The organism is Vibrio sp. 10N.261.55.A7 (assembly GCF_002877365.1).
Lineage (GTDB): Bacteria > Pseudomonadota > Gammaproteobacteria > Enterobacterales > Vibrionaceae > Vibrio.
Genome location: NZ_MCWZ01000001.1, coordinates 1 through 20,956, shown reverse-complemented (window position 1 = coordinate 20,956; position 20,956 = coordinate 1). Strand labels below are relative to the sequence as shown.

The window sequence follows — 20,956 nt, the reverse complement described above, 5'->3', positions numbered from 1 at the left end:
AAGGAGTAACTCATGATGACAACGATGGCTATTTTAGGATGTCTTTTTTTGGCTGGCATCATCTTAATGTTTCAAGCGTCTAAACAAAAACAAGCCAACTTTCAGCGTAAGTATGAATTGATCGTCACGCTAAGGCACTTAATCATCTTATGCAGAAAGCACCGTAGCGCGACACACTCTGGATTAATCTCGTCGAATAACCCTAAAAGCGCACTAGAGAAGATCAATTCGCTTTTATTGGAGCAAAGCAATCATCTAATTTCAATTGCCCACTTCAATAACAAACCGACCTACCGTATTTTGCAGATGAGGCTATCAAAACTATCACAAGACTGGAGTGAACGTACCATCGCGAGAAATCAAATAACTCATGGAGCCGCCATTCGACACTGCATGTATTCAATCGATGAAATCGTCATGGCATGGCTTGCTGAAACCGATCAGTCGGAATTGTGCTACCAATATCATACTAATTGGCAGCAGATCATCGACTCTATGGAAGCGTTAACTCAGCTGAGGATTTCAATACAAGATATCGATACTAAAAACGGTCTATTAAGAACACAATACCGATGTACAGCCATGAGGCGAAAACTCAATCAATTAGCATTGATAAGCCCACTATCCATAGCATCACCGGCGTGTTCTAGAGCAATGCACATTATGGAAGAGATGGCTGACAACACCGACTATGCCTTGTCATCGAATGAACTGTATGACTTAACCAGTGATATATCGATAAGCATTACGGCGGTTTACGACCAAATGCTCTCTAAATTAACGACTGAGCTCTATGTCCCACTGCCGAAAATGACGACACCTATAGAGTTACAATGATCAAGGCATGCCAATCGCTCACAGACTTCTCGCCAGACAAGTAAAGACACACATAGAAAGGTCGTAATAAGAAGAACCCCAAACAAATGCTGGGGTTCTTTTTTTCTATCTGTTTATTCGGCCTGGTTAGGCTGCCACCACCATTGGTAGAATCGTCGGCTGCCATTTTTTATATCGTTCAATACTAAATAAAGAATTGGCACCAGTAAAAGCGTCACAAATGTCGAGAACAGAATGCCAAACGCCAAGGAGACCGCCATGGGTATCATCACCTGCGCTTGTAAGCTCGTTTCTAACATCATAGGCACCAAGCCAAAGAACGTGGTTAGTGACGTTAAAATCACAGCTCGGAAGCGGAAACAGCCGGAATCGATGGCCGCCTGTGCGATGCTTTTCCCTTCCGATCGCGCTCTGTTGACATAGTCCACCAACACCAGTGAATCATTCACCACCACGCCACCTAAGGCAATGATACCCGTCATACTCAACATGCTCATCGACAACCCAAGGAAGAGGTGACCAAATAAAGCGCCAATCATGCCAAATGGAATGACGGACATAATGATCAGAGGCTGGGCATACGATTTGAGCGGAATGGCGAGCAAGGTATACACAGCGAGCAGTACAAACAACGCACCTTGCACAAGCGCCACCATTGACTCTTGTTCATCGAGACTTGAACCGCCCAATTTCACCGATAAGCCCTCGTACTTTGAGCTAAGTTCAGGCACGAAATTGGCTAACACATCGTCAATCACTTTCGTAGGCTCAGCAATGCTCGTATTAACGTTGGCAACCACCGTTAACGCACGGCGATTATCTTTTCGATTGATCGACGAGTATGAATCATCAAGCTCTACCTCTGCCACCGTCGAGAATGGTACACGCTCACCAGATGGTGTGCGAATCAACATATTCTCTAAATGGCCAATGCTACGTCGGTCCTCTCTCGGGTAACGCACCATGACCTTCACTTCTTCTTTATCTCGCAGTAGGCGCTGCGCTTCATAGCCAAAAAAGCCATGACGAACCTGAGACGCGAGATCGAGCAGGGTTAAGCCTAACGCTTCTGCTTCTGGTTTAATCTGTAATCGAATCTCACTAGAACCGGAAGAAAAGTTATCCGAAATATCGTATAAACCATTATAGAGCGCCAGCTTCTCTTTCAACTCTTTTGACGCAGCGGTTAGCGAATCAAGGTTGTCCGAAGCCAATTCAAAGGTGACCGTGTTGGTTTGCGCCCCTCCACCAGCATCAAATGAGAGCTTATTGATCCCAACTAACGTGGGTAATTCCGCTCGCCATTTATCCGCAATTTGTACGCCATCAATCTCTCGGTCTTCTGCCTTCGATAACTCGACAAAAAACTCGATATTCGTTAATGAAGATTTCACGACAAAATAGTGGTCGACCACAGAGCTACCGTATTCTTTTGTCACCTTTTCATCCATTTGATGAAGTGACTGCTCTATCACTTGTGCCGTTTCGATCGTGCGAGCTTCAGAAAAAGCGGGTTCCATCTCCAAGGTCACATGGATGTAATCTGAAGGCATATCTGGGAAAAACACCCACCGTACTTTGCCGCTCATCACAAGCGCCACCGACAACATCAAAACACCAAAGAAAACAGCGAGTACGCTGTATCGGTACTGAATACAGCGCTGTAAAAATGGCTTGTATTGCTCAATCACAAAGCGATTCACCTGCGCATTAAACCTTTGCTTCGCTTTAACAAAACGATTCGGCTTTTTATTTGGCTTTAGCTTCATGTGTGCCAAGTGAGCAGGAAGAATGAGTTTGGATTCAATTAAGGAAAAGATAAGACAAAGAATCACAACCCAAGCTACCGCTTCACTTAAGCTCTTCATTGGTCCAGAAATAAGCAGCATGGGGATGAACGCCACCATGGTGGTCAGCACGCCAAAGGTGGCGGGTGTTGCAACCTTACGAACACCAGTGACGACACTGTCAACACTGTGCCCATTTTTCTCAATCTCTTGCGCGGCACTTTCTCCCGTTACGATCGCATCATCCACCACAATCCCGAGTACGAGAATGAATGCAAACAAGCTGACCATGTTCAAGGTGACATCGAAAGGTGGATGAGGCATTAAGAAAAACGCCCCCAAGAAACAAACAGGCAGCCCCATCATGACCCAAAAAGCGAGCTTTACATTCAAGAACAACGCGAGAATCGCAAAGACCAAAATGGCACCAAAAACGATGTTGGATATCATCATATCCAAGCGACCATCAAGGTAGTGAGTCAAATCCAACCAACTGTCCATGAATACGCCACTTGGCAACGTTTTCTTATGTTCGTCCAGCCAGGCATTCACTTGCGTTGAAATTTCGACAGCGTCTTGGCTATCAACACTGTTCACCTGAATAATTGCCGCTGGGTAGCCATTGAAACGGACATAATTATCCCAATCAATGAAGCCATCTCGTACATCAGCGACTTGCGACAACAGAATACGACTGCCATCTTCATTGGCGGCGACAACAATATCGGTAAAATCACTTTCTCGGTATGCCTGCGCCTTGGTTCGAAGCAATATATTGCCATCGTCCGCGCGTATCGAACCACCCGGTAAATCGAATGACGACCGCTGCACGGCTTGGGCGACATCATCGAAAGTTAATCCATATTCTCGTAGCTGTCGCTCCCGAATCTCGATCGCAATTTCATAATCTAACGCGCCAATGAGATCCGCACTAGAAACAGCAGGAAGAGCGGTAAATTCATCACGCGTCTGCTTGGCAAGCTCTTTCATCTCATGATCAGTGAGATCGCCGTAGATCGAGACAAACATGACCAGATTCTTCGGTTTTATCTGAAAGATATTGGGCTTTTCAATGCTATCTGGAAAGGTCGAAATCGCATCGACTTCCAGTTTTATCTCATCAAGGATGTCTTTGGGTTGATAACCCGACGCCACTTCGACGGTAATCGTACCCATGCTGTCGGCGGCCACGGACGACAGCTGCTTAATGCCTCGAATATCTTTGATCGCTTCCTCGATCTTGATATTAATGCCTTCTTCAATTTCTTGCGGTGCCGCGCCGGGATACGCGACCGTGACCTGAACAAAGTTGGTCTCTATCGTAGGGAAGACCTCTTTGTTCAGCGTAAACGCACTGAACGTACCACCAATAATGAGCAACCACATGATGAGGTTTGCAGCAACAGGGTTGTGAGCAAACCAAGCAATAATTCCGCGCTGCTTACTCATCCAAGCTCTCCTCTGAACCTAGGTGATTCTGCGAACCAATGATGGTGACCGCCTGATCGCCACTGTATTGGCTCACGGGAGTTAAGGAGATACGTTCTCCTGCGACAAAGCTTGCTTGTATGTACGCGAACGCTTCATCTTGACGAATAATGTTGACCTGACGAGGCTCCAATTTGCCTTCGGAATTAACGACAAAAGCTTCCCCATTTCTGACTAGGTTTCTTGGCAATACAACAATGTCTTCAACGGTTTCCGCCTCAATCTTTGCTGTGACATAACTGCCAAACTTCAACGAGGGGGATTCGCAGCGCTCACCCGCTAAACAGTAGGGGTCGTCAATTTCAGCAATCAGGTTAAACATACGTGAGTTACGATCAATGACGCGTTCGCTTCTGGCGATCAGGGCTGGGTAGTCAAAGGCCTGCCCAGCATAACGAACCTGTAAAGTACTCAATAAAGAGACGTCATCATCGATTGGAAGATACGCGAGATCATTATTGACAATGGGTAATGACACCTGATCTTTGTGGGTATCGTAGATATCGGTGATTGGCGCACCGATGGTGAGGTAGTCGCCTAAACTGGCATGACGTTCACTGATCAAGCCATCAAAAGGGGCTCTAACCACTGTGCGCTGCACGTTACGCGCCGAGCGTTTCACCGCAGCCTGAGCAAACTTTACATTCGCAAGTTCACGTTTCACCTGCGGCTCTCTCAACCCGAGCTTTGGCGCTTCCCCTTTTCCAACGTGTGCCCAATCGCGCTTAGCCACTTCAGCCCTAGCCAGCTCTTCTTCTAGCAGTGCTTTTGCTTGAGCCAATGAAGCCTTCGCTTGTTCATGGTCTGCCTCATAATCCGATGGGTCAATACGAGCCAGGACCTGCCCTTTCTTAACAAGCCCCCCCACCAATAAATCGGGTGATAAACTAATGATTCGACCCGAAACTTCGCTCACGACTTTCGACTGATATTTGGGCTCCACAAAGCCATAGGATTCGATGTGGAACGTCATCATTTTAGGTTCAGCTTCAAGCACTTCAACACGTAAGATGGTCGGTTCAATGGCGACTTGCTCTGGCTCTTCCTTACTGGCAATCAACAATTTAGATGCAATAAAAAACAAGCCTAAAATGACAAGTGGAGCGGATCTTCTGGCGATCATTTTCATGTTCATGGACATCTCGAATGCATAAAGGAGGTTTAAATTTGGTCAATTTTTTCAGATACTAGCGACAAAGACATTGCTAGAAGTCATTAGTTCCACCATTCAGAGAGGAAAACCATTACAAATGATGACGTAAAACACCAAAAAGGGGAGTATTGCCCTAAATTGAGTCGTCGAAATGAACAGAAAATTCACAACCCATTGAAATGATGAAGCTTAAAATCTGGCACTATACCTGCTTTACCTCTTAAGTGTTACTTTGAAGGAAGTTAGGTATGTTTATATTTATTTCGATTCTTATCGCGATGTCTACCATTCTAACACTGTCGTATCTGTCCAAGCAGAAACGCACTTCATTAAAACAGAATTTTGACAGCCTTGTCGTGCTCCGCGAGATACTTTTGCTTTGTAGACAGCATAGAATGCACACGCACCACGTTCTAAGCTGTACTCATCAAATCTGTACGAACAAAGCCATTGATGGGATCTATGACAAGTTAACGCTCAAGTCGAGTCAGTTGATACGCAATGTTGATCATCAAAACAAACCCATGTACCGAGTTTTCCAACGCAACCTCAAATCTATGCACGACAACTGGCAGTGCTATTCCACCTCCCGTAATCAAATCGTACACGGCAAAAATATTCGCCACTGCTTGTTTCTAATGGATGAAATCGCTATCACATGGCTAAGTGATTCAGGCTGTGATGATATCAGCAATACATACCACACTCATTGGCAGCTGATATTTGACAGTATGGAGGCTTTAACTCAATTAAGAGTCGTCATTCAAGATTATCACCGCCCAAATGGCCATGTCAGAATCCGTCATTATTGCCAGAAAATGAGTGCAAAACTCAATCAGCTCTCAATGATCAATTCACTCATTCTTGGTTCGCCTAAGGGAGAAGGTTCAATGCAGCAGCTTGAGGCGTTGGGTAGGCATCAAAATAAACGCATGACTGAAGAAGAGCTTTATCAACTCACCAGCGATGTTTCACTATTGATCGCTCTCGCGTATGACCATGTGCTTTCCAAGGTCGCTAAGCAGCTCTATCAGCCATTACCTAATACAGTTACAAATTAAATGGCTTGGTTATCAACCGCACAATTGGCTTACTTGCTAAATGTACTAATGACTAACGAGACAGCCGGCGAGTGAACGGTGCAGAGCAAACGGATGCTCTGTAAACCAATACCCTGTTAACTAATCCCTTGTTAACTAACACACACAAAAAAGCCGCCTAGGATTTCTAGGCGGCTTCTATTTTTGAAGTCGTTAAGTGTTAAAGCATTTTACGCGCGGCTTCAACAACTACCTTGATTGAACGAGCCTCTGTCACTTTTAGTGTGTCGTGATCTGGCGTCTCTTTTTGAGTACGGTTAATGATTACACCCGCAACACAACCTGCTTTCAGACCCGAACTTGCACACATAGTCAGTAGTGTTGCTGATTCCATTTCAAAGTTCAAAACACCCATGTCTTGCCATTCTTGCATAGAGCCTTGGAATCGCTTAACAACACGGCCAGAGAAGGTATCGTAACGCTCTTGACCAGGGTAGAAGGTATCGCTAGACGCCGTCACACCCATATGAACATTCGCGCCAGCCTCTTCAACGGCCGCTTTCATCGCTGTTGCCACTTCAAAGTCAGCCACAGCAGGGAACTCCATAGGAGCAAAGTGCAGGCTTGCACCGTCTAAACGAACCGAACCCGTTGATACAATCATGTCGCCAACATTAACGTGTGGCTGAATCGCACCTGTTGTACCCACACGTAGGAATGTGCGTACACCAAGTTGCGCAAGCTCTTCTACCGCGATAGAAGTTGAAGGACCACCGATACCCGTTGAACAAACAACGACCGGTTTACCATCTAACTCAGCGCGGTAAAGCGTGTATTCGCGATGACTTGCTAGAAAAACAGGGTTCTCCATCTCTTCTGCAATTTTTTGAACACGTGCGGGATCACCAGGAATGATCGCAAGCGTTGCGCCTTCTAAATCAGCTTCAGTGATACCTAGGTGAAAAACAGCTTGAGACATAAGTCACTCCTTTAATAGCTTGTACAGCTTTGGTTGATTCGTCATATAAATTGGCGAAATATTAAGTCATTCATTACCGAGTCACTGTAACCAACCTGACCACAACAAAGAGTGACCAAGTTCACACTGGTGATGGGTCAATGACATTGTATTTCACACAAAACCGATTGGCATCACACTTTATCAAGACTCAATAACAATTGATTGCACAAACTTGATACTTACTTCGAACAAAGCAGTTATTCAAGCCCCATTAACCATAGCGCATTTTAAGAAGCATCCTGATGGATTAATACACAATTCAGAGCTCTCAATCGCTATATTTAGGTTTGAATTTTAGCAATCGTAATGCATTTAGAGTCACTAACGCTGTCGCACCACTGTCGGCCAACACGGCCACCCACAAACCCGTCACGCCGAGTAAACTCGTAACCAGAAATACTGACTTCAAACCTAACGCTAAAAACACGTTTTGCCTGATATTGGTTAATGTCGCGCGCGACAACTCAATCATGCCTGATAGCTCCACCAGACGGTTATGGGTGATCGCCGCATCGGCTGTTTCAAGTGCCACATCCGTACCGCCGCCCATCGCGATTCCAATGCTCGCCGCTTTCATTGCCGGTGCATCGTTAATGCCATCACCAATCATCGCAACCGTCGCATTTTGTGATAACTGCTCAACATAATTAACTTTGTCTTTTGGTAGTAAGCTGGCTTTGAAATCGATATCAATTAACGCACTGATCGCCGAAGCACTGCGCGGGTTATCCCCCGTTAACATCACAGCATCAATACCGAGTGCTTTCAGCGCCTTGACGGCTTGTTTCGCATCCTCTCTGAGCGTGTCTTGCCAGGCAATGACCCCTATGCACTCTGCTTCCTCTTTTAAAGCCACGACGACTGTTTTCCCCTCGCCTTCAAGCTTGTCAATAGTACTTAGAACGCTCGGTTCAAGAGGTATGTTAATTTTACTTGGGGCGCTAACCTGATACCTAACCCCTGACACTGTTCCCTTAACACCGCTGCCTATTAAGGCTTGTTTGTCTGTGGCACTGGGTAATGAAATGCCAAGCGCTTCGGTTTTCTTAATCAGTGAGACCGCAAGAGGATGACTGGATCCCACTTCAATAGCACCAACCACTTCAAGAAGTGATGATTCCTGCCACTGGTTAAAACTCACGACGTCGGTTACTTCAGGCTTACCTTTGGTCAAAGTGCCCGTTTTATCAAAGGCGACCGTTTCGATTCGACCTAATTGCTCTAGTGCCGCACCGCCTTTAATCAAAGCCCCGCGACGCGCTCCAGCCGCCAAGCCGGACGTGATAGCCGCAGGCGTCGATATCACCAACGCGCAAGGACACGCAATCAACAGTAAAGCCAAGCCTCGATAGATCCATGTTTCCCAAGGTTGTGAGAAAAGTAGCGGAGGCATCGTTATCACGGCTAACGAAACAAGCATCATGAGCGGTGTATACCAGCGGCTAAATTTATCTAAGAAACGTTCTAGCGGCGCTTTACGAGATTCGGCCTCTTCAATGAGATGCAGGATTCGGTCAATCGCATTTTCGCCTTGCTTTGAGGTAATGGTAAACCGAACGACCCGATCCGCCACCACGGCTCCTGCCATAACAGCGTCTCCACGGTAGCGTTCGACAGGAATCGATTCCCCCGTTAACGCGCTCTCGTCAAAGCTAGCCACTGCATCTTGAAGCGTTCCATCCGCGGGAAGCCGAGCGCCCGGAGACACTTCAATCACGTCACCAGGGGTCAATTCATTGGCTGAAACATCGACACGCTGACCGTCAACAATTTTAATCGCGGTTTCAGGGACAAGCGCCATTAGAGCTTGAACACCGCTTCTTGCTCTCGAAGCTGCAAACGCTTCCAAGCGCTCACCAATAAGAAATAGCAGCAATACCATTGCCGCTTCGACGGACTCGCCAAGATATAAAGCACCTAGAGCGGCGACACTCATTAAGGTCTCTATAGAGAATGGGGTGCCAGATTTCGCAAGCTGAAACGCTTTTTTACTGATCGGGAGTAAGCCTGCTAAGCAGGTCAGAACGAATAGCCATTCACTCACCAATGGGAAGGTTGGTTTGAGCACCGCAGCAACAAGCATAGCAAGCGCAATCGCGATGATTTTGGAATTTTGTTTTAAAACTGACTGCCAACCCGATTGAGGCTCAGGCTTCGTTTTATTGTTCGGAGTACTGAAGGTAAAACCCGCAGTGATGATGGCTTGTTCAATGCTGTCGACAATAGAGGGGTCTTCAAACTTAGCGACGAGTTTTTCAGTCGCAAAAAGGACTTTCGATTCCGTAATCCCTTCAATTTTATTGACCGCGGTTTCTACTTTTCTGGCACACGAAGGGCAGTCCATGCCTTCTATCTTCCAGCTTTGACTGAGGGGGGCTTGAGACGGGGTCAGGGTTTCATTTTTTAATGTTGAGTCCGCTGAAGAGGCACTGGACTCACCTTCCTCATCACTGCTTGCGCTAACGCTACTGCCACAAGAGTCCGTGCTGCAGCAGGTTGATTCAGACGCTGACGAGGTGGCTTGCTGAATAGACATTATCTTAGGGCTACCACAAGAACTGTTGGATGCTGAGGTTGATACAAGCTTGTTTGAGCGGCAAGCCGCGTGTTTTGTGCACATAAGGTTCTCTCCATAATCCATATTCAAAGAATGATATCGGTTTATAGTGAGTGTAAACCTTTGAGCCTACTCCAAGGTCAAACGAAATTTCTATTTTTCTTTGGATTTGTCCGACTGAATAGCTTCAATAATTTCCTCATCAATAATCGCATCATCAATCAGTACTGCATCGTGACTACAAAATGGTTGGGTATTGACGCTGGTAAAAGAAGATTCCTCATCCACTTCTGGCTCTTGTCCTTCCATCATGCTGGAAATGTGTTTTCGCAGCATCACGATGGCAATAATGCCGAATACAATCGTACCGACGGCCTGCCCGTACAGAACCCCGAGAGCCCCAAACCATAATGCACCAAAGTATACGAACGGCAGTGTACCGATCGTGGCTTTACCAAGATTGAGTGCGGTTGAATAAAGAGGTTTACCCAAGTTATTGAACGAGGTATTGGCCACAAAGAGCGTACCATTAAAGACAAAACTGATGGCCACGTAGGTACAGAAAGCGGCGACAATAATGGCGGCATCCCCCTCTAAGCTGAACATACCCACAATCAGGTCTTGAGCGAAGTAAAGTAAAATACACACGATAAGAGTGTACGTTGTTGTCACAATAAGAGAGTTCGTGAGTGTCTCTTTCACTCGATCAAAACGTTCCGCACCAAAGTTTTGCCCAATAATCGGTCCCACAGCACCTGAAAGCGCGAAAATCACCGCAAAACAAACAGGAATCAATCGCCCAATCACTGCGTAACCGGCAACAAAGTTCTCACCAAATTGGGCAATAGCGGCCGTAACAATGGCATTACCCACCGGGGTTGCAATGTTTGTAATAATGGCTGGGATAGCGATGGCGAGAATCACTTTTAAATTACGCTGCCATTGAATCAAAGAAGGTCTCGCGACTAAGTTATGAACCTTGATGAGCGGGTAAAGAGAGAAAAACAACACGGTAAAGCGAGCGAAAACAGAAGCCAACGCCGCGCCTTCAACATTCCAACCGAAACCAAAGATAAATAACGGGTCAAGAACGGCGTTCACAATCCCGCCAGACAATGTCGCCCACATTGAACGCTTAGCATCACCAGCAGAACGCAAACCTGCCCCTGCTGCCATCGCTAACGCAATCACAGGCCCACTTGGTAAAATGATTTGAAGATAGGCTTGCGCTTTTTCAGCCGCCAGACCTTGGGCACCAATTAAGGCCAGTAACTCGGGAATATAAATGTACATCAAAGCGCAGACAACCGAGCTGATTAAAAAAGCGGTTGTCATGATACTGGCGCTTAGCTGGCGTGCACTGTCACGATTTTTTGAGCCTATTGCTTTTGATACCAGTGCACCCATGGCAATGGATGTACCAATGGAAATAGAGGTTGAGAAGAACACCAAGCTTCCAGCAAACCCAACAGCAGCGGCCAGTTCGACCTGACCAAGCATACTGATAAACAACATATCGAGTAAGTCGACGACGAAAAGCGCCATCAACCCTACCGAACCCGCACCAGACATGACCAAAATATGTCGCATTGTAGAACCTTGAACAAATTTAGCGGTCGGATTGGGCATTGAATTCTCCTAAAACAAGAAAAGGCGCATCACATGCGCCTTCATTTTGTTACTTATCAGCATGAAGCGGTCAAACTATCACACCGGATGTTTAAAGCAATCATCAATACTCTTACCAATCGCTCTTAATACATCACGTCGACTGATGATTCCAACCAGTTTATCGTTATCAACAACTGGGTAGACTTTCGGTTTTCCAACTCTCATCATGTCGGCCATCTCAATAATCGTCGTGTTTGGAGACACAGAGAGAACCTCTTTGTGCATGCAGTCACTCACTAAATGCGTGTCTTGGCAGAAGTAACTCACTTTGACTAGCTTATCGAGTAAGTCTTGTTCAGATAGAAACCCTATCACTCTCTCTTGGTCGTCGATTACAGGCCCACCAAGATGCGTACACTTCATCACCTTTTGTAAGGCGATACTCAATGACATCTCAGGTTTAAATGTCACAGCCTGAAGCGTCATATAGTCTTTTACTCTTTGTGATTCCATAACTTACTCCTTAAGCTACAAATTTTATTGCGTATAAGGTAATTGTTGTCTAATTTCTTGATTTTACTAAATGGATTTGGCCTATTTTATCGATAGTTTTACCCTATCGACGTGCTAAGCCCCATGTAGCCTCAGTTTATAAGAAAAATTCTATCGACTCTTTTTCTGTTCTTGTGCAATATCTCTCATTGTAATCACACTACTGACAACCGATACACAGAAGGGAACACAATAGGTTAACGCCGCTTTTACCCATTGAATCGACGCGCCATACACTAAGGCATCGTATTGGTTGATGACATTGAGTAGTGTTCCAACGACCAATGCGATAATCGTAGACCGCTTAATTACCTTTTTATTCACCACGCTAACCCCTCCCTTTATCTCTCAATCTAGTATGGCAAACTATCCCTGCCAATAAGAGTTGGACGATCAAAAAAGGCTAACCGAAGTTAACCTTTAACAAAGCATGACCTGTGCCAACTATCAGCTTTCCCAGCGTTCAGCGGCTTTTGTATCGGAGTCTCGAGATTCAACCCAACGGGTCGTTTCAGTGGTTCGCTCTTTTTTCCAAAATGGTGCTTTGGTTTTCAGATAATCCATAATGAATTCGCACGCTTCAAATGCCGCACCTCTGTGAGCACTTGAAACACCAACAAAAACAATCTGATCGCCAATATCGAGATCACCAATCCGATGTATCACACGCAGCTTCAATAAAGGCCAACGGCTTTCCGCTTGATCACAGATTTCCAATAAGGCCTTTTCCGTCATTCCTGGATAGTGCTCCAGTGACAAACCGGTCACGTTGTCACCTAAGTTCATGTCTCGAACCTTGCCAATGAACGTTACAACGGCACCCGATTGGCTTCCTTCGGCAAGGGACTCATATTCATCCGCTACCGAAAAATCACTAGCTTGGACACTTACTCGGTTATCCATGATTAACCTCCAGTCACAGGAGGAAAGAACGCCACCTCATCGCCATCATTGATTGATGACTCAAGTGGAACAATCGACTGATTGACAGCAGCCAATAGCTTTCCTTCTTCTAAGGCAATGTCCCATTTGCCTTTTTGACTCGCAAGGTGAGAGCGTAATTGCTCGACAGTCTCGAATATGGCGTCCACTTCAAGTTCATCAACACCGACAAGCTCACGAGTTTGTGCAAAAAATAGAACTTTAATCATGACTCCACCTTAAAGTGACCCGACTTACCGCCGCTCTTTTCTAGCAAACGGACTTGCTCAATCACGATGTCTTTCTGAACCGCTTTACACATATCGTAGATCGTGAGTGCCGCTACTGAAGCCGCCATTAGCGCCTCCATCTCTACACCCGTCTTGCCAGCTAATTTACAAACAGACTCGATTCGAACTTTACTTTCACTCTCTATCGCTTCGAGTTGAACTTCAACTTTTGACAAAAGCAATGGATGACAAAGGGGAATAAGATCCCACGTTTTTTTGGCGGCTTGAATGCCCGCTATTCTCGCGGTCGCAAAGACATCACCCTTATGATGCTGACCTGACACGATGAGATTCAGCGTTTCTGCTGACATTGAAACAAAGGCTTCCGCTCTGGCTTCACGCACGGTTTCAACTTTCGCTGACACATCCACCATGTTTGCTTCACCCGAAGCATTAATATGGGTTAATTCGCTCATTATGCTCACTTCCTATACAGAGAGATGTGGCATGAAGTTACAAGGGCGATGACTGGCATCAAGCTGCTGCTTAATGATCTTCGTCCACGCGGTACGACAAGCGCCCGTTGAGCCTGGCATCGCGAATATTACTGTATGGTTTGCAAAGCCCGCGATAGCGCGAGACTGGATAGTTGACGTACCAATTTCTTCGTAAGACACAGTACGGAAAAGCTCACCGAAACCTTCGACTTGCTTATCAAACAGAGGAACTAAAGCCTCTGGTGTGCTATCACGTGAGGTAAAGCCTGTACCACCCGTAATGACAACCGCCTGCACAGATTCATCCGCAATCCATTGAGAAACAATGGCGCGAATCTTATACATGTCATCAATAACAATCTGCTTGTCTACAACGTTGTGACCCGCTTCTTTCGCCTGCTCGGCTAAGTAACCACCTGAGGTGTCATTGTCTTCGGTGCGAGTATCTGAAACGGTTAGTACTGCGATGTTTGCTGCCTGGAATTTGCTTTCTGCGTGGCCCATTTGTTGTTCACCTAATATTTAATTTTTAATCGTACATCCACGATGGTTTGGGTTGGCCATTATTGGGGTGGCCAAGAAGCCAATTAACCACCAATAGACGCTAAATGAGGAGTAATCCCTGAATTGCCATCGTGTAAAAAGTGGCTTTGAGATTTATTTTGTAATTGTTCAGAGATCCGAGCCATCAATTCATCCTGTTGGCTATCACGCTGCAGTAAGTCGCGTAGTTCGACACCATGATCGCCAAAGAGACACATGTGTAGTTTTCCGCGCGCGGATACTCTCAAGCGATTGCAGCTGTCACAAAAACTTTTTTCATAAGGCATGATCAGACCAATCTCGCCTTGATAGTCTGGATGAACAAAGACTTGTGCAGGGCCATCATTGGCCGCTCGTACTTTTAATATCCACCCATTTGCGATGAGTTGATTACGAATCGCGACTCCAGAGACATGATGCTTTTTGAATAGATCATCCATTTCACCCGTTTGCATCAGCTCGATAAAGCGCAATTGAATCGGACGATCTTTTATCCAAGTTAGAAAGCTCGGTAGCTCGTGAGCATTCAGGTCTTTCATCAACACAACGTTGACCTTAACCTGAGAATAGCCGACTTCAAATGCACGCTCGATCCCCCCCATCACTTGTGAGAATTTATTCTCTCCAGTAATTTGATGGAACATCCTTGGATCAAGGCTATCTAGGCTGACATTAATATGGGTCAAGCCTGCGTCTTTCCAATCGGCAACATGCTTTTCCATGCGATAGCCGTTGGTCGTTGTCGCGACTTTGCTGATGCCTTGAGTGGATGAAACGGTATCGATAATATCAAGGAAGTCTTTACGTAGGCTTGGCTCACCACCCGTGATACGCACTTTAGAGGTGCCACAATCGGCAAAGGCCGACACGACACGCTTAACTTCCGGTACCGTTAAAAAAGACGAGTTTTTCTGCCCCGAAGGTTTATAACCATCAGGTAAACAGTAGGTACATTTGAAGTTACAGACATCTGTAACGGAAAGCCGCAAATAATAAAACTTGCGGTGAAATTTATCTTCGAATTGTTGCGCCATGGAACACCTTTCCAAATACGGGAGGCGGAATCATTTCTAATTCAGCCCTGGTGACTTTGTGTCACTGGCTCATTCCGCATATCCTTACCGACGTGGTGAACTTAGCTAAATGAGCTCGGAGCTATGGCAACCAGTACATGCTCATTAACACTTACTGGCAGCTTCATAATAAAATACATTATAAATATAGGGGGATTCTACCCTCGCGGTCAAAAAAATATGTTCATACCTCAAAATACCTACTTTTGAGTATTTAAAGCCGTCGTATTACACTAAATTAATAGATTAGCGTCATTCGTTGAATCGCGATACGATCGAAACTGACAACAACTAAAATAACAATACCTCTACAATAAGAAGAATTTCATGACTCTATACTCGTCTAAAAAAGTGGTTGCCATTGGCGGTGGCCACGGTCTAGGTCGAATGCTTGCTGCACTTAAAGATTTCGGTTCAAATGCGACCGGTATTGTAACAACGACAGACAATGGCGGCTCTACAGGTCGCATACGACACTGCCAAGGTGGCATAGCGTGGGGTGACACTCGAAACTGCATCAATCAATTGATCACGGATCCTTCCATCAGTTCCATGATGTTCGAATACCGATTCAAAGGAGCAGGTGAGTTAGATGGGCATAATTTGGGCAACCTAATGCTGACGGCATTGGACAACCTTTCCGTCCGCCCTATTGAAGCCATACAGTTGATTCGCAACATGCTCAAGGTAGACGTCAATATTATTCCAATGTCGGAGCATCCTTCTGATCTGACCGCTCTTTCCGTTGAGGGAAAGTGGGTGACAGGGGAAACCAATGTCGATGAAATGCCGGATGATTTAATGCGTCTAGACCTGTCGCCTGAAGTCCCCGCCACGAAAGAAGGCGTAACGGCAATCGAAGAAGCCGATTGTATTGTTCTAGGCCCAGGAAGTTTCTTAACCAGCATCATGCCGCCGCTTTTATTGCCCGAGGTAGGAAAAGCGATTGCCTTAAACACCAATGCCAAATTGGTCTTTGTTGAGAACCTGTCGCCGGAATTTGGACCAGCCGGCAGAATGACACTGAAACAAAAGCTTGAGTGGTGTCAAAGAGCCTGCCAAGGAAGAAAAATTGATGTTGTTCTTGGTGATATGGAACACCCGGAACTTTGCGACGATTGGAACTGTTTAACGACAGATCTTGCGTCGCCAAACCGAGATTGGCGACACGATAGAGACAAACTTCAAAAAGCGATTGAGGGATTGCTCTCTCATTGAGCGCCCTCTTCAAAGACGAATAAATGCTTTACCTAAAACCGGCAATCGAATGGTTTAACTGAGATTCTATCGGGTCACTAATTCTCGATAGACATCTCGAGTAATCTCAAGCGTTTTAACCATTATCGCTGAATCTTCAATTGGGTTTAAAGCTTCACCCGCTTTGATTCGATTGTCCATTTGTATTGATAGGTGACATAACTGGTCGGCCCCAAAACTCGCGGCACTGCTTTTGAGAGCATGGCTAATCTCCCTCAAATAATCAGCGTTATTTCGAGTTTCATCATTCACTATCGTACTGATGTACTGGTTGAGTTCCCCAAGAAAGATATCTAACAAAATAGGCACGTTTTCTGCCCCTATTTCATTTGAAAGCCGATCTATCTTTTGTTGATTTAAGATTTCCATTACTATTTATCAGCATTCCATACTTGTAGTTTTCTATAAAGAGTCGACGGACTGACATCCAAATAACCCGCCGCTTTGGGGATATTCCCCTCACACGCTTCAATTGCTTGCTCGATAGCTGTTTTTTCAGTGACCCACAGTGGAAAAATGTCATGCACAGACAGTGTTTCTTTCGTATTAGACTGAATGCGAATCTGATTATCCATAGGAGCATTAAGTGGTGGCGGCAACATATTCAGTGTAATTTCTTTGCCGTTATTCAGCACAACGACGTTACGTAACACATTCTGTAACTGTCTTACGTTACCCGGCCATTCGAAACGATTAAAGCACTCAACCACTTCAGGGGAAAGACGCACAAAGCCCTTACCTTCTTCATTGGACATATACCCCAGTAAAGAATAGGCGATCTCTATGACATCTTCACCACGTTCTCTCAAAGGCGGTAAATGCAGAGGAATAACATACAGACGATAATAAAGGTCTTCTCTAAAGCGCCCTTCCTGAACCTCTTTCCATGGATCTCTATTCGTTGCGCATACGAACCGAACATCAACGCTCTTCATTTTAGAAGAGCCCACTTTCTGGAAAGTACCGGTTTGAATAAAGCGTAACAGCTTAGTTTGCAGGTCGAGGTCCATTTCACAAAGCTCATCGAGGAACAAGGTCCCACCATCAGCCAGCTCCGCAGCGCCTTGACGATCAGTCGCAGCTCCTGTGAACGCACCTTTAACATGCCCAAACAGCTCACTCTCAATCAGGTCTTTTGGAATAGCAGCACAGTTGATCGCGATGAACGGCTTATCGCCACGCTTACTCGCTGCGTGAATGGCTTCCGCACACACTTCTTTCCCTGTCCCACTTTCACCTGTAATGAAGATACTCGCTTTACTCATCGCAGCGGAATCAATGGTGCGATACACCGCTTGCATATTTTGACTGCTGCCAATAAACCCTTGGTAATTCTGGTTACCCGGATAACTGTCTTTATCTCGCAGCTTACTCGCTTTACGAATACCATTGTTAACCGTGACACGAAGCCTATCCGCTTCACAAGGTTTGATAAGAAAGTCTTGAGCACCTAGTCTCATTGCTTCAACGGCTGTATCAATAGAACCATGGGCTGTCATAAAGATCACTGGCACATCCGGATGACTCTGTTTTACGCTTTCTAAAACATCCATTCCCGTCATGTCAGGCAACCTCAAATCCAAAAGAACCAGATCAGGCGTACGGTATTTAACGCTTTCAATCGCATCACGACCCGTGCCAACAATGTGAATATCAAGCCCTAGAGGCGTTAAGTAAGAACGATACAACGCCGCTACTGAAGCGGTATCTTCTACCATCAATAAGTACTTTGACTTATGTACATTAGATAATTGCTGCATAACCTAGCCATTAGTTATTTGCATTTTTATAGATAATTGCATTGCGAGTCGCAATATGCAAATAACGAGAGTAAATATAGCTCGAAAGGGGTAATTATTGGACGGAAATCGCTAAATCACATTGGCTTAAATGATGCATCATTAAAACTGACCTTAAGTGGTCACCTAGCCAACTGACGTTTTTAGTGGGTTAATTATCCACAAAATACAGCCAATAGATATATGTCTCTATTGGCTGCTTTTTTATGTTCGATCTAACTGTTTGTAATGAATTGCTGACGCAACGTTTCAATTTGGTCTCGTTTTTGGGCGGCAAGCTCGAACTCCAAATCCTGAGCATGCTGATACATTTGACCTTCCAACTTCGCGATTTCTTTATCCAACTCTTGAGGGGATAGCACGGTATAAGCTTTCGAAGATTCTGCCACTTTAGAAAGAGGCACTTGTTTATTCTCTCGCTGTTTCTTGGACTTAGTAATATCACCTAATTCCATAATATCTTTAACATTGCGCTTGAGTGCTTGCGGAACAATCCCTTGCTCAAGGTTGTGCGCTTGCTGCTTTTCCCGACGGCGGTTCGTTTCATCCATCGCCTTTTTCATTGATTTCGTAATCGAATCGCCATACAAAATGGCTTTCCCTTCAAGGTTACGTGCCGCACGGCCAATGGTTTGTATCAACGAACGCTCTGAACGCAAAAAGCCCTCTTTATCCGCATCTAGAATCGCAACCAGGGAAACCTCTGGCATATCCAAACCTTCTCGAAGTAAGTTAATGCCGACTAACACATCAAACTCGCCAAGTCGCAAATCTCGAATAATTTCCACGCGCTCAACCGTATCAATATCAGAGTGGAGATAGCGTACTTTCACATCGTGCTCTGTCAGGTACTCAGTCAGATCTTCAGCCATTCGTTTGGTCAACGTCGTGACCAATACTCTTTCATCTTTTACCGCACGAATTCTGATTTCAGACAGTAAGTCATCAACCTGAGTTGCCACTGGGCGAACTTCAAGCACAGGATCAAGTAATCCTGTCGGTCGAACAACTTGATCTGCAATCTCATCGGCAGATTTTTCTAACTCGTAATTACCTGGCGTTGCGGAAACAAAGATCGTCTGAGGTGCGAGAGATTCAAACTCTTCAAACTTCAGTGGGCGGTTATCAAGCGCTGAAGGTAATCGAAATCCAAACTCAACCAAGGTTTCTTTTCTTGAACGGTCACCTTTATACATCGCACCGATTTGAGGGACAGTGACATGGGACTCATCGATAATAAGAATGCCATTATCAGGCAGGTAATCAAAAAGCGTCGGGGGCGGCTCACCCTCTTTTCGACCACTTAAATATCGCGAGTAGTTTTCAATGCCGGAACAAAAACCAAGTTCGTTCATCATCTCTAGATCAAACTGAGTTCTCTGGCTGATCCGTTGCTCTTCTAACAGTTTGTTGTTGTCCATTAAATACGTTTGACGTTCTTTTAGATCAACTTTAATGTCTTCAATCGCATCTAGTATGCGTTCGCGTGGCGTCACATAGTGTGTCTTCGGATAGATGGTGTAACGAGGTAAATCTCGTTGCTTGATGGCGCCAGTTAGTGGATCAAACACGCTGATACAATCTATCTCTTCGTCAAACATCTCCAATCGAACCGCATCTTGCTCTGATTCAGCGGGGAAAATATCAATCACTTCACCTCGAACGCGAAACTGCCCTCGCTCAAAGGCCACATCATTACGCGAATATTGAAGCTCGGCCAAACGCCTTAAGATATCTCGCTGGTTCATGACGTCACCACGAGTTACATGAAGCATCATCTTGAGGTAAGACTGTGGGTCACCCAAACCATAAATAGCAGAAACAGACGCGACAATGATGGCATCTTTCCTTTCTAGCAGTGCTTTTGTTGCCGACAGTCGCATTTGTTCAATGTGAGCATTAATAGAAGAGTCTTTCTCAATAAAAGTATCCGTCGTTGGTACATAGGCTTCTGGCTGATAATAATCATAATAAGAGACAAAATACTCTACGGAGTTATTGGGAAAGAAAGATTTCATTTCTCCATACAGTTGAGCAGCTAGGGTCTTATTTGGAGCAAGTAGAATGGCAGGTCGCTGGGCGTCAGAAATAACATTCGCCAGTGTAAAGGTCTTGCCCGAGCCGGTAACACCCAACAATGTTTGATGAGCTAACCCTGAATCCAAGCCATCTAACAACTGCTTAATAGCGGTAGGTTGATCACCTGACGGCTGATAATCTGACTTTAAATTAAATACTTTACTCATCTCTACTCCACAGAAAACGAACTGTACGTCCGTTCATTGTCGCTGTATGTATATACACCTGCAATAGCTAGTTTCGCCTATTTTTACAAAAAACCAATCTGCATCAATATTGGGCTTAAAATAGTGTGTAATTCAGTCTAGATCTTACTTGATTACTCTGTTATTATTTTTCGCCCTGCAACAATAGTCACCTAGAATTTGCATTATTTTTATACACACGATTTCCCCAAAATTGTGTTGATAATGCCTCAATTAAGATTTTCAATTTTCGCTTCTTGTCTCAGATATTTCTTAGAAACTCAAAGTTAATTTTTCATATCAATAACTTATCGATAAATTTAAAC

At 45.1% G+C, this 20,956-nt stretch carries 18 protein-coding genes and 1 riboswitch; of the genes, 3 read left to right on the top strand and 15 right to left on the bottom strand.

Annotated features, from left to right (window positions below):
• The first annotated feature begins 15 nt into the window (after positions 1–15).
• A complete protein-coding gene (locus tag BCU12_RS00090) occupies positions 16–837 on the top strand; it encodes a hypothetical protein (RefSeq protein ID WP_241909702.1) in 822 nt (273 codons plus the stop codon).
• A gap of 113 nt (positions 838–950) precedes the next feature.
• Here BCU12_RS00090 and BCU12_RS00085 read toward each other — a convergent pair whose 3' ends face one another.
• Both BCU12_RS00085 and BCU12_RS00080 read right to left on the bottom strand, forming a co-directional pair.
• Positions 951–4,073: an efflux RND transporter permease subunit gene (locus BCU12_RS00085; RefSeq protein WP_102402380.1), complete on the bottom strand. Its 3,123-nt coding sequence runs from the start codon at positions 4,071–4,073 to the stop codon at positions 951–953.
• Entirely contained in the window at positions 4,066–5,247 is a 1,182-nt protein-coding gene (locus BCU12_RS00080; RefSeq protein WP_157939848.1) for an efflux RND transporter periplasmic adaptor subunit, read from the bottom strand. Before BCU12_RS00080 ends, BCU12_RS00085 begins: the two co-directional genes overlap by 8 nt.
• A 266-nt stretch (positions 5,248–5,513) precedes the next feature.
• Between BCU12_RS00080 and BCU12_RS00075 the strand changes: the two genes are divergently transcribed.
• Positions 5,514–6,326 (top strand): hypothetical protein, encoded by an 813-nt coding sequence (locus tag BCU12_RS00075; RefSeq protein WP_102402378.1) that lies wholly within the window; start codon positions 5,514–5,516, stop codon positions 6,324–6,326.
• A gap of 199 nt (positions 6,327–6,525) precedes the next feature.
• Here the strand turns inward: BCU12_RS00075 and udp are convergent, their stop codons facing one another.
• The 10 genes from udp to moaA form a co-directional block, all read right to left on the bottom strand.
• Positions 6,526–7,284, bottom strand: a complete 759-nt coding sequence (gene udp / locus BCU12_RS00070; protein WP_102402377.1) for a uridine phosphorylase — start codon at positions 7,282–7,284, stop codon at positions 6,526–6,528.
• A gap of 310 nt (positions 7,285–7,594) precedes the next feature.
• Complete coding sequence (locus BCU12_RS00065; protein ID WP_102402376.1) at positions 7,595–9,946, bottom strand: zinc/cadmium/mercury/lead-transporting ATPase; 2,352 nt, start codon at positions 9,944–9,946, stop codon at positions 7,595–7,597.
• Between the two features lie 90 nt (positions 9,947–10,036).
• Positions 10,037–11,512 carry an MATE family efflux transporter gene (locus BCU12_RS00060; protein WP_102402375.1) on the bottom strand — a complete coding sequence of 492 codons (1,476 nt, stop codon included), beginning with the start codon at positions 11,510–11,512 and terminating at the stop codon, positions 10,037–10,039.
• A 78-nt stretch (positions 11,513–11,590) separates the two neighbouring features.
• Positions 11,591–12,007: a CBS domain-containing protein gene (locus BCU12_RS00055; RefSeq protein WP_102402374.1), complete on the bottom strand. Its 417-nt coding sequence runs from the start codon at positions 12,005–12,007 to the stop codon at positions 11,591–11,593.
• Positions 12,008–12,157: 150 nt separating this feature from the next.
• A complete protein-coding gene (nrtS, locus tag BCU12_RS00050; RefSeq protein WP_102402373.1) occupies positions 12,158–12,373 on the bottom strand; it encodes a nitrate/nitrite transporter NrtS in 216 nt (71 codons plus the stop codon).
• Positions 12,374–12,493: 120 nt separating this feature from the next.
• Entirely contained in the window at positions 12,494–12,949 is a 456-nt protein-coding gene (gene moaE / locus BCU12_RS00045) for a molybdopterin synthase catalytic subunit MoaE (protein ID WP_102402372.1), read from the bottom strand.
• A gap of 2 nt (positions 12,950–12,951) precedes the next feature.
• Positions 12,952–13,197 (bottom strand): molybdopterin synthase sulfur carrier subunit, encoded by a 246-nt coding sequence (moaD, locus tag BCU12_RS00040; protein ID WP_102402371.1) that lies wholly within the window; start codon positions 13,195–13,197, stop codon positions 12,952–12,954.
• Positions 13,194–13,673 carry a cyclic pyranopterin monophosphate synthase MoaC gene (moaC, locus tag BCU12_RS00035; RefSeq protein ID WP_102402370.1) on the bottom strand — a complete coding sequence of 160 codons (480 nt, stop codon included), beginning with the start codon at positions 13,671–13,673 and terminating at the stop codon, positions 13,194–13,196. Before moaC ends, moaD begins: the two co-directional genes overlap by 4 nt.
• Before the next feature lie 12 nt (positions 13,674–13,685).
• Entirely contained in the window at positions 13,686–14,198 is a 513-nt protein-coding gene (gene moaB, locus BCU12_RS00030; protein ID WP_102402369.1) for a molybdenum cofactor biosynthesis protein B, read from the bottom strand.
• A gap of 83 nt (positions 14,199–14,281) precedes the next feature.
• Positions 14,282–15,271 (bottom strand): GTP 3',8-cyclase MoaA, encoded by a 990-nt coding sequence (gene moaA, locus BCU12_RS00025; RefSeq protein WP_102402368.1) that lies wholly within the window; start codon positions 15,269–15,271, stop codon positions 14,282–14,284.
• Positions 15,260–15,404, bottom strand: a riboswitch (molybdenum cofactor riboswitch). Its footprint overlaps the gene before it by 12 nt.
• 233 nt (positions 15,405–15,637) lie before the next feature.
• Here moaA and BCU12_RS00020 point away from each other — a divergent pair.
• Positions 15,638–16,528, top strand: a complete 891-nt coding sequence (locus BCU12_RS00020; protein WP_102402367.1) for a YvcK family protein — start codon at positions 15,638–15,640, stop codon at positions 16,526–16,528.
• A 66-nt stretch (positions 16,529–16,594) separates the two neighbouring features.
• Here the strand turns inward: BCU12_RS00020 and luxU are convergent, their stop codons facing one another.
• The 3 genes from luxU to uvrB all read right to left on the bottom strand — a co-directional run bounded on the left by luxU (position 16,595) and on the right by uvrB (position 20,612).
• Positions 16,595–16,936: a quorum-sensing phosphorelay protein LuxU gene (luxU, locus tag BCU12_RS00015; RefSeq protein WP_102402366.1), complete on the bottom strand. Its 342-nt coding sequence runs from the start codon at positions 16,934–16,936 to the stop codon at positions 16,595–16,597.
• A gap of 2 nt (positions 16,937–16,938) precedes the next feature.
• Positions 16,939–18,327, bottom strand: coding sequence for a quorum-sensing sigma-54 dependent transcriptional regulator LuxO (gene luxO / locus BCU12_RS00010; RefSeq protein ID WP_102402365.1), 1,389 nt, complete (start codon positions 18,325–18,327; stop codon positions 16,939–16,941).
• Between the two features lie 254 nt (positions 18,328–18,581).
• Positions 18,582–20,612 (bottom strand): excinuclease ABC subunit UvrB, encoded by a 2,031-nt coding sequence (gene uvrB, locus BCU12_RS00005; RefSeq protein WP_102402364.1) that lies wholly within the window; start codon positions 20,610–20,612, stop codon positions 18,582–18,584.
• Positions 20,613–20,956 lie beyond the last annotated feature (344 nt).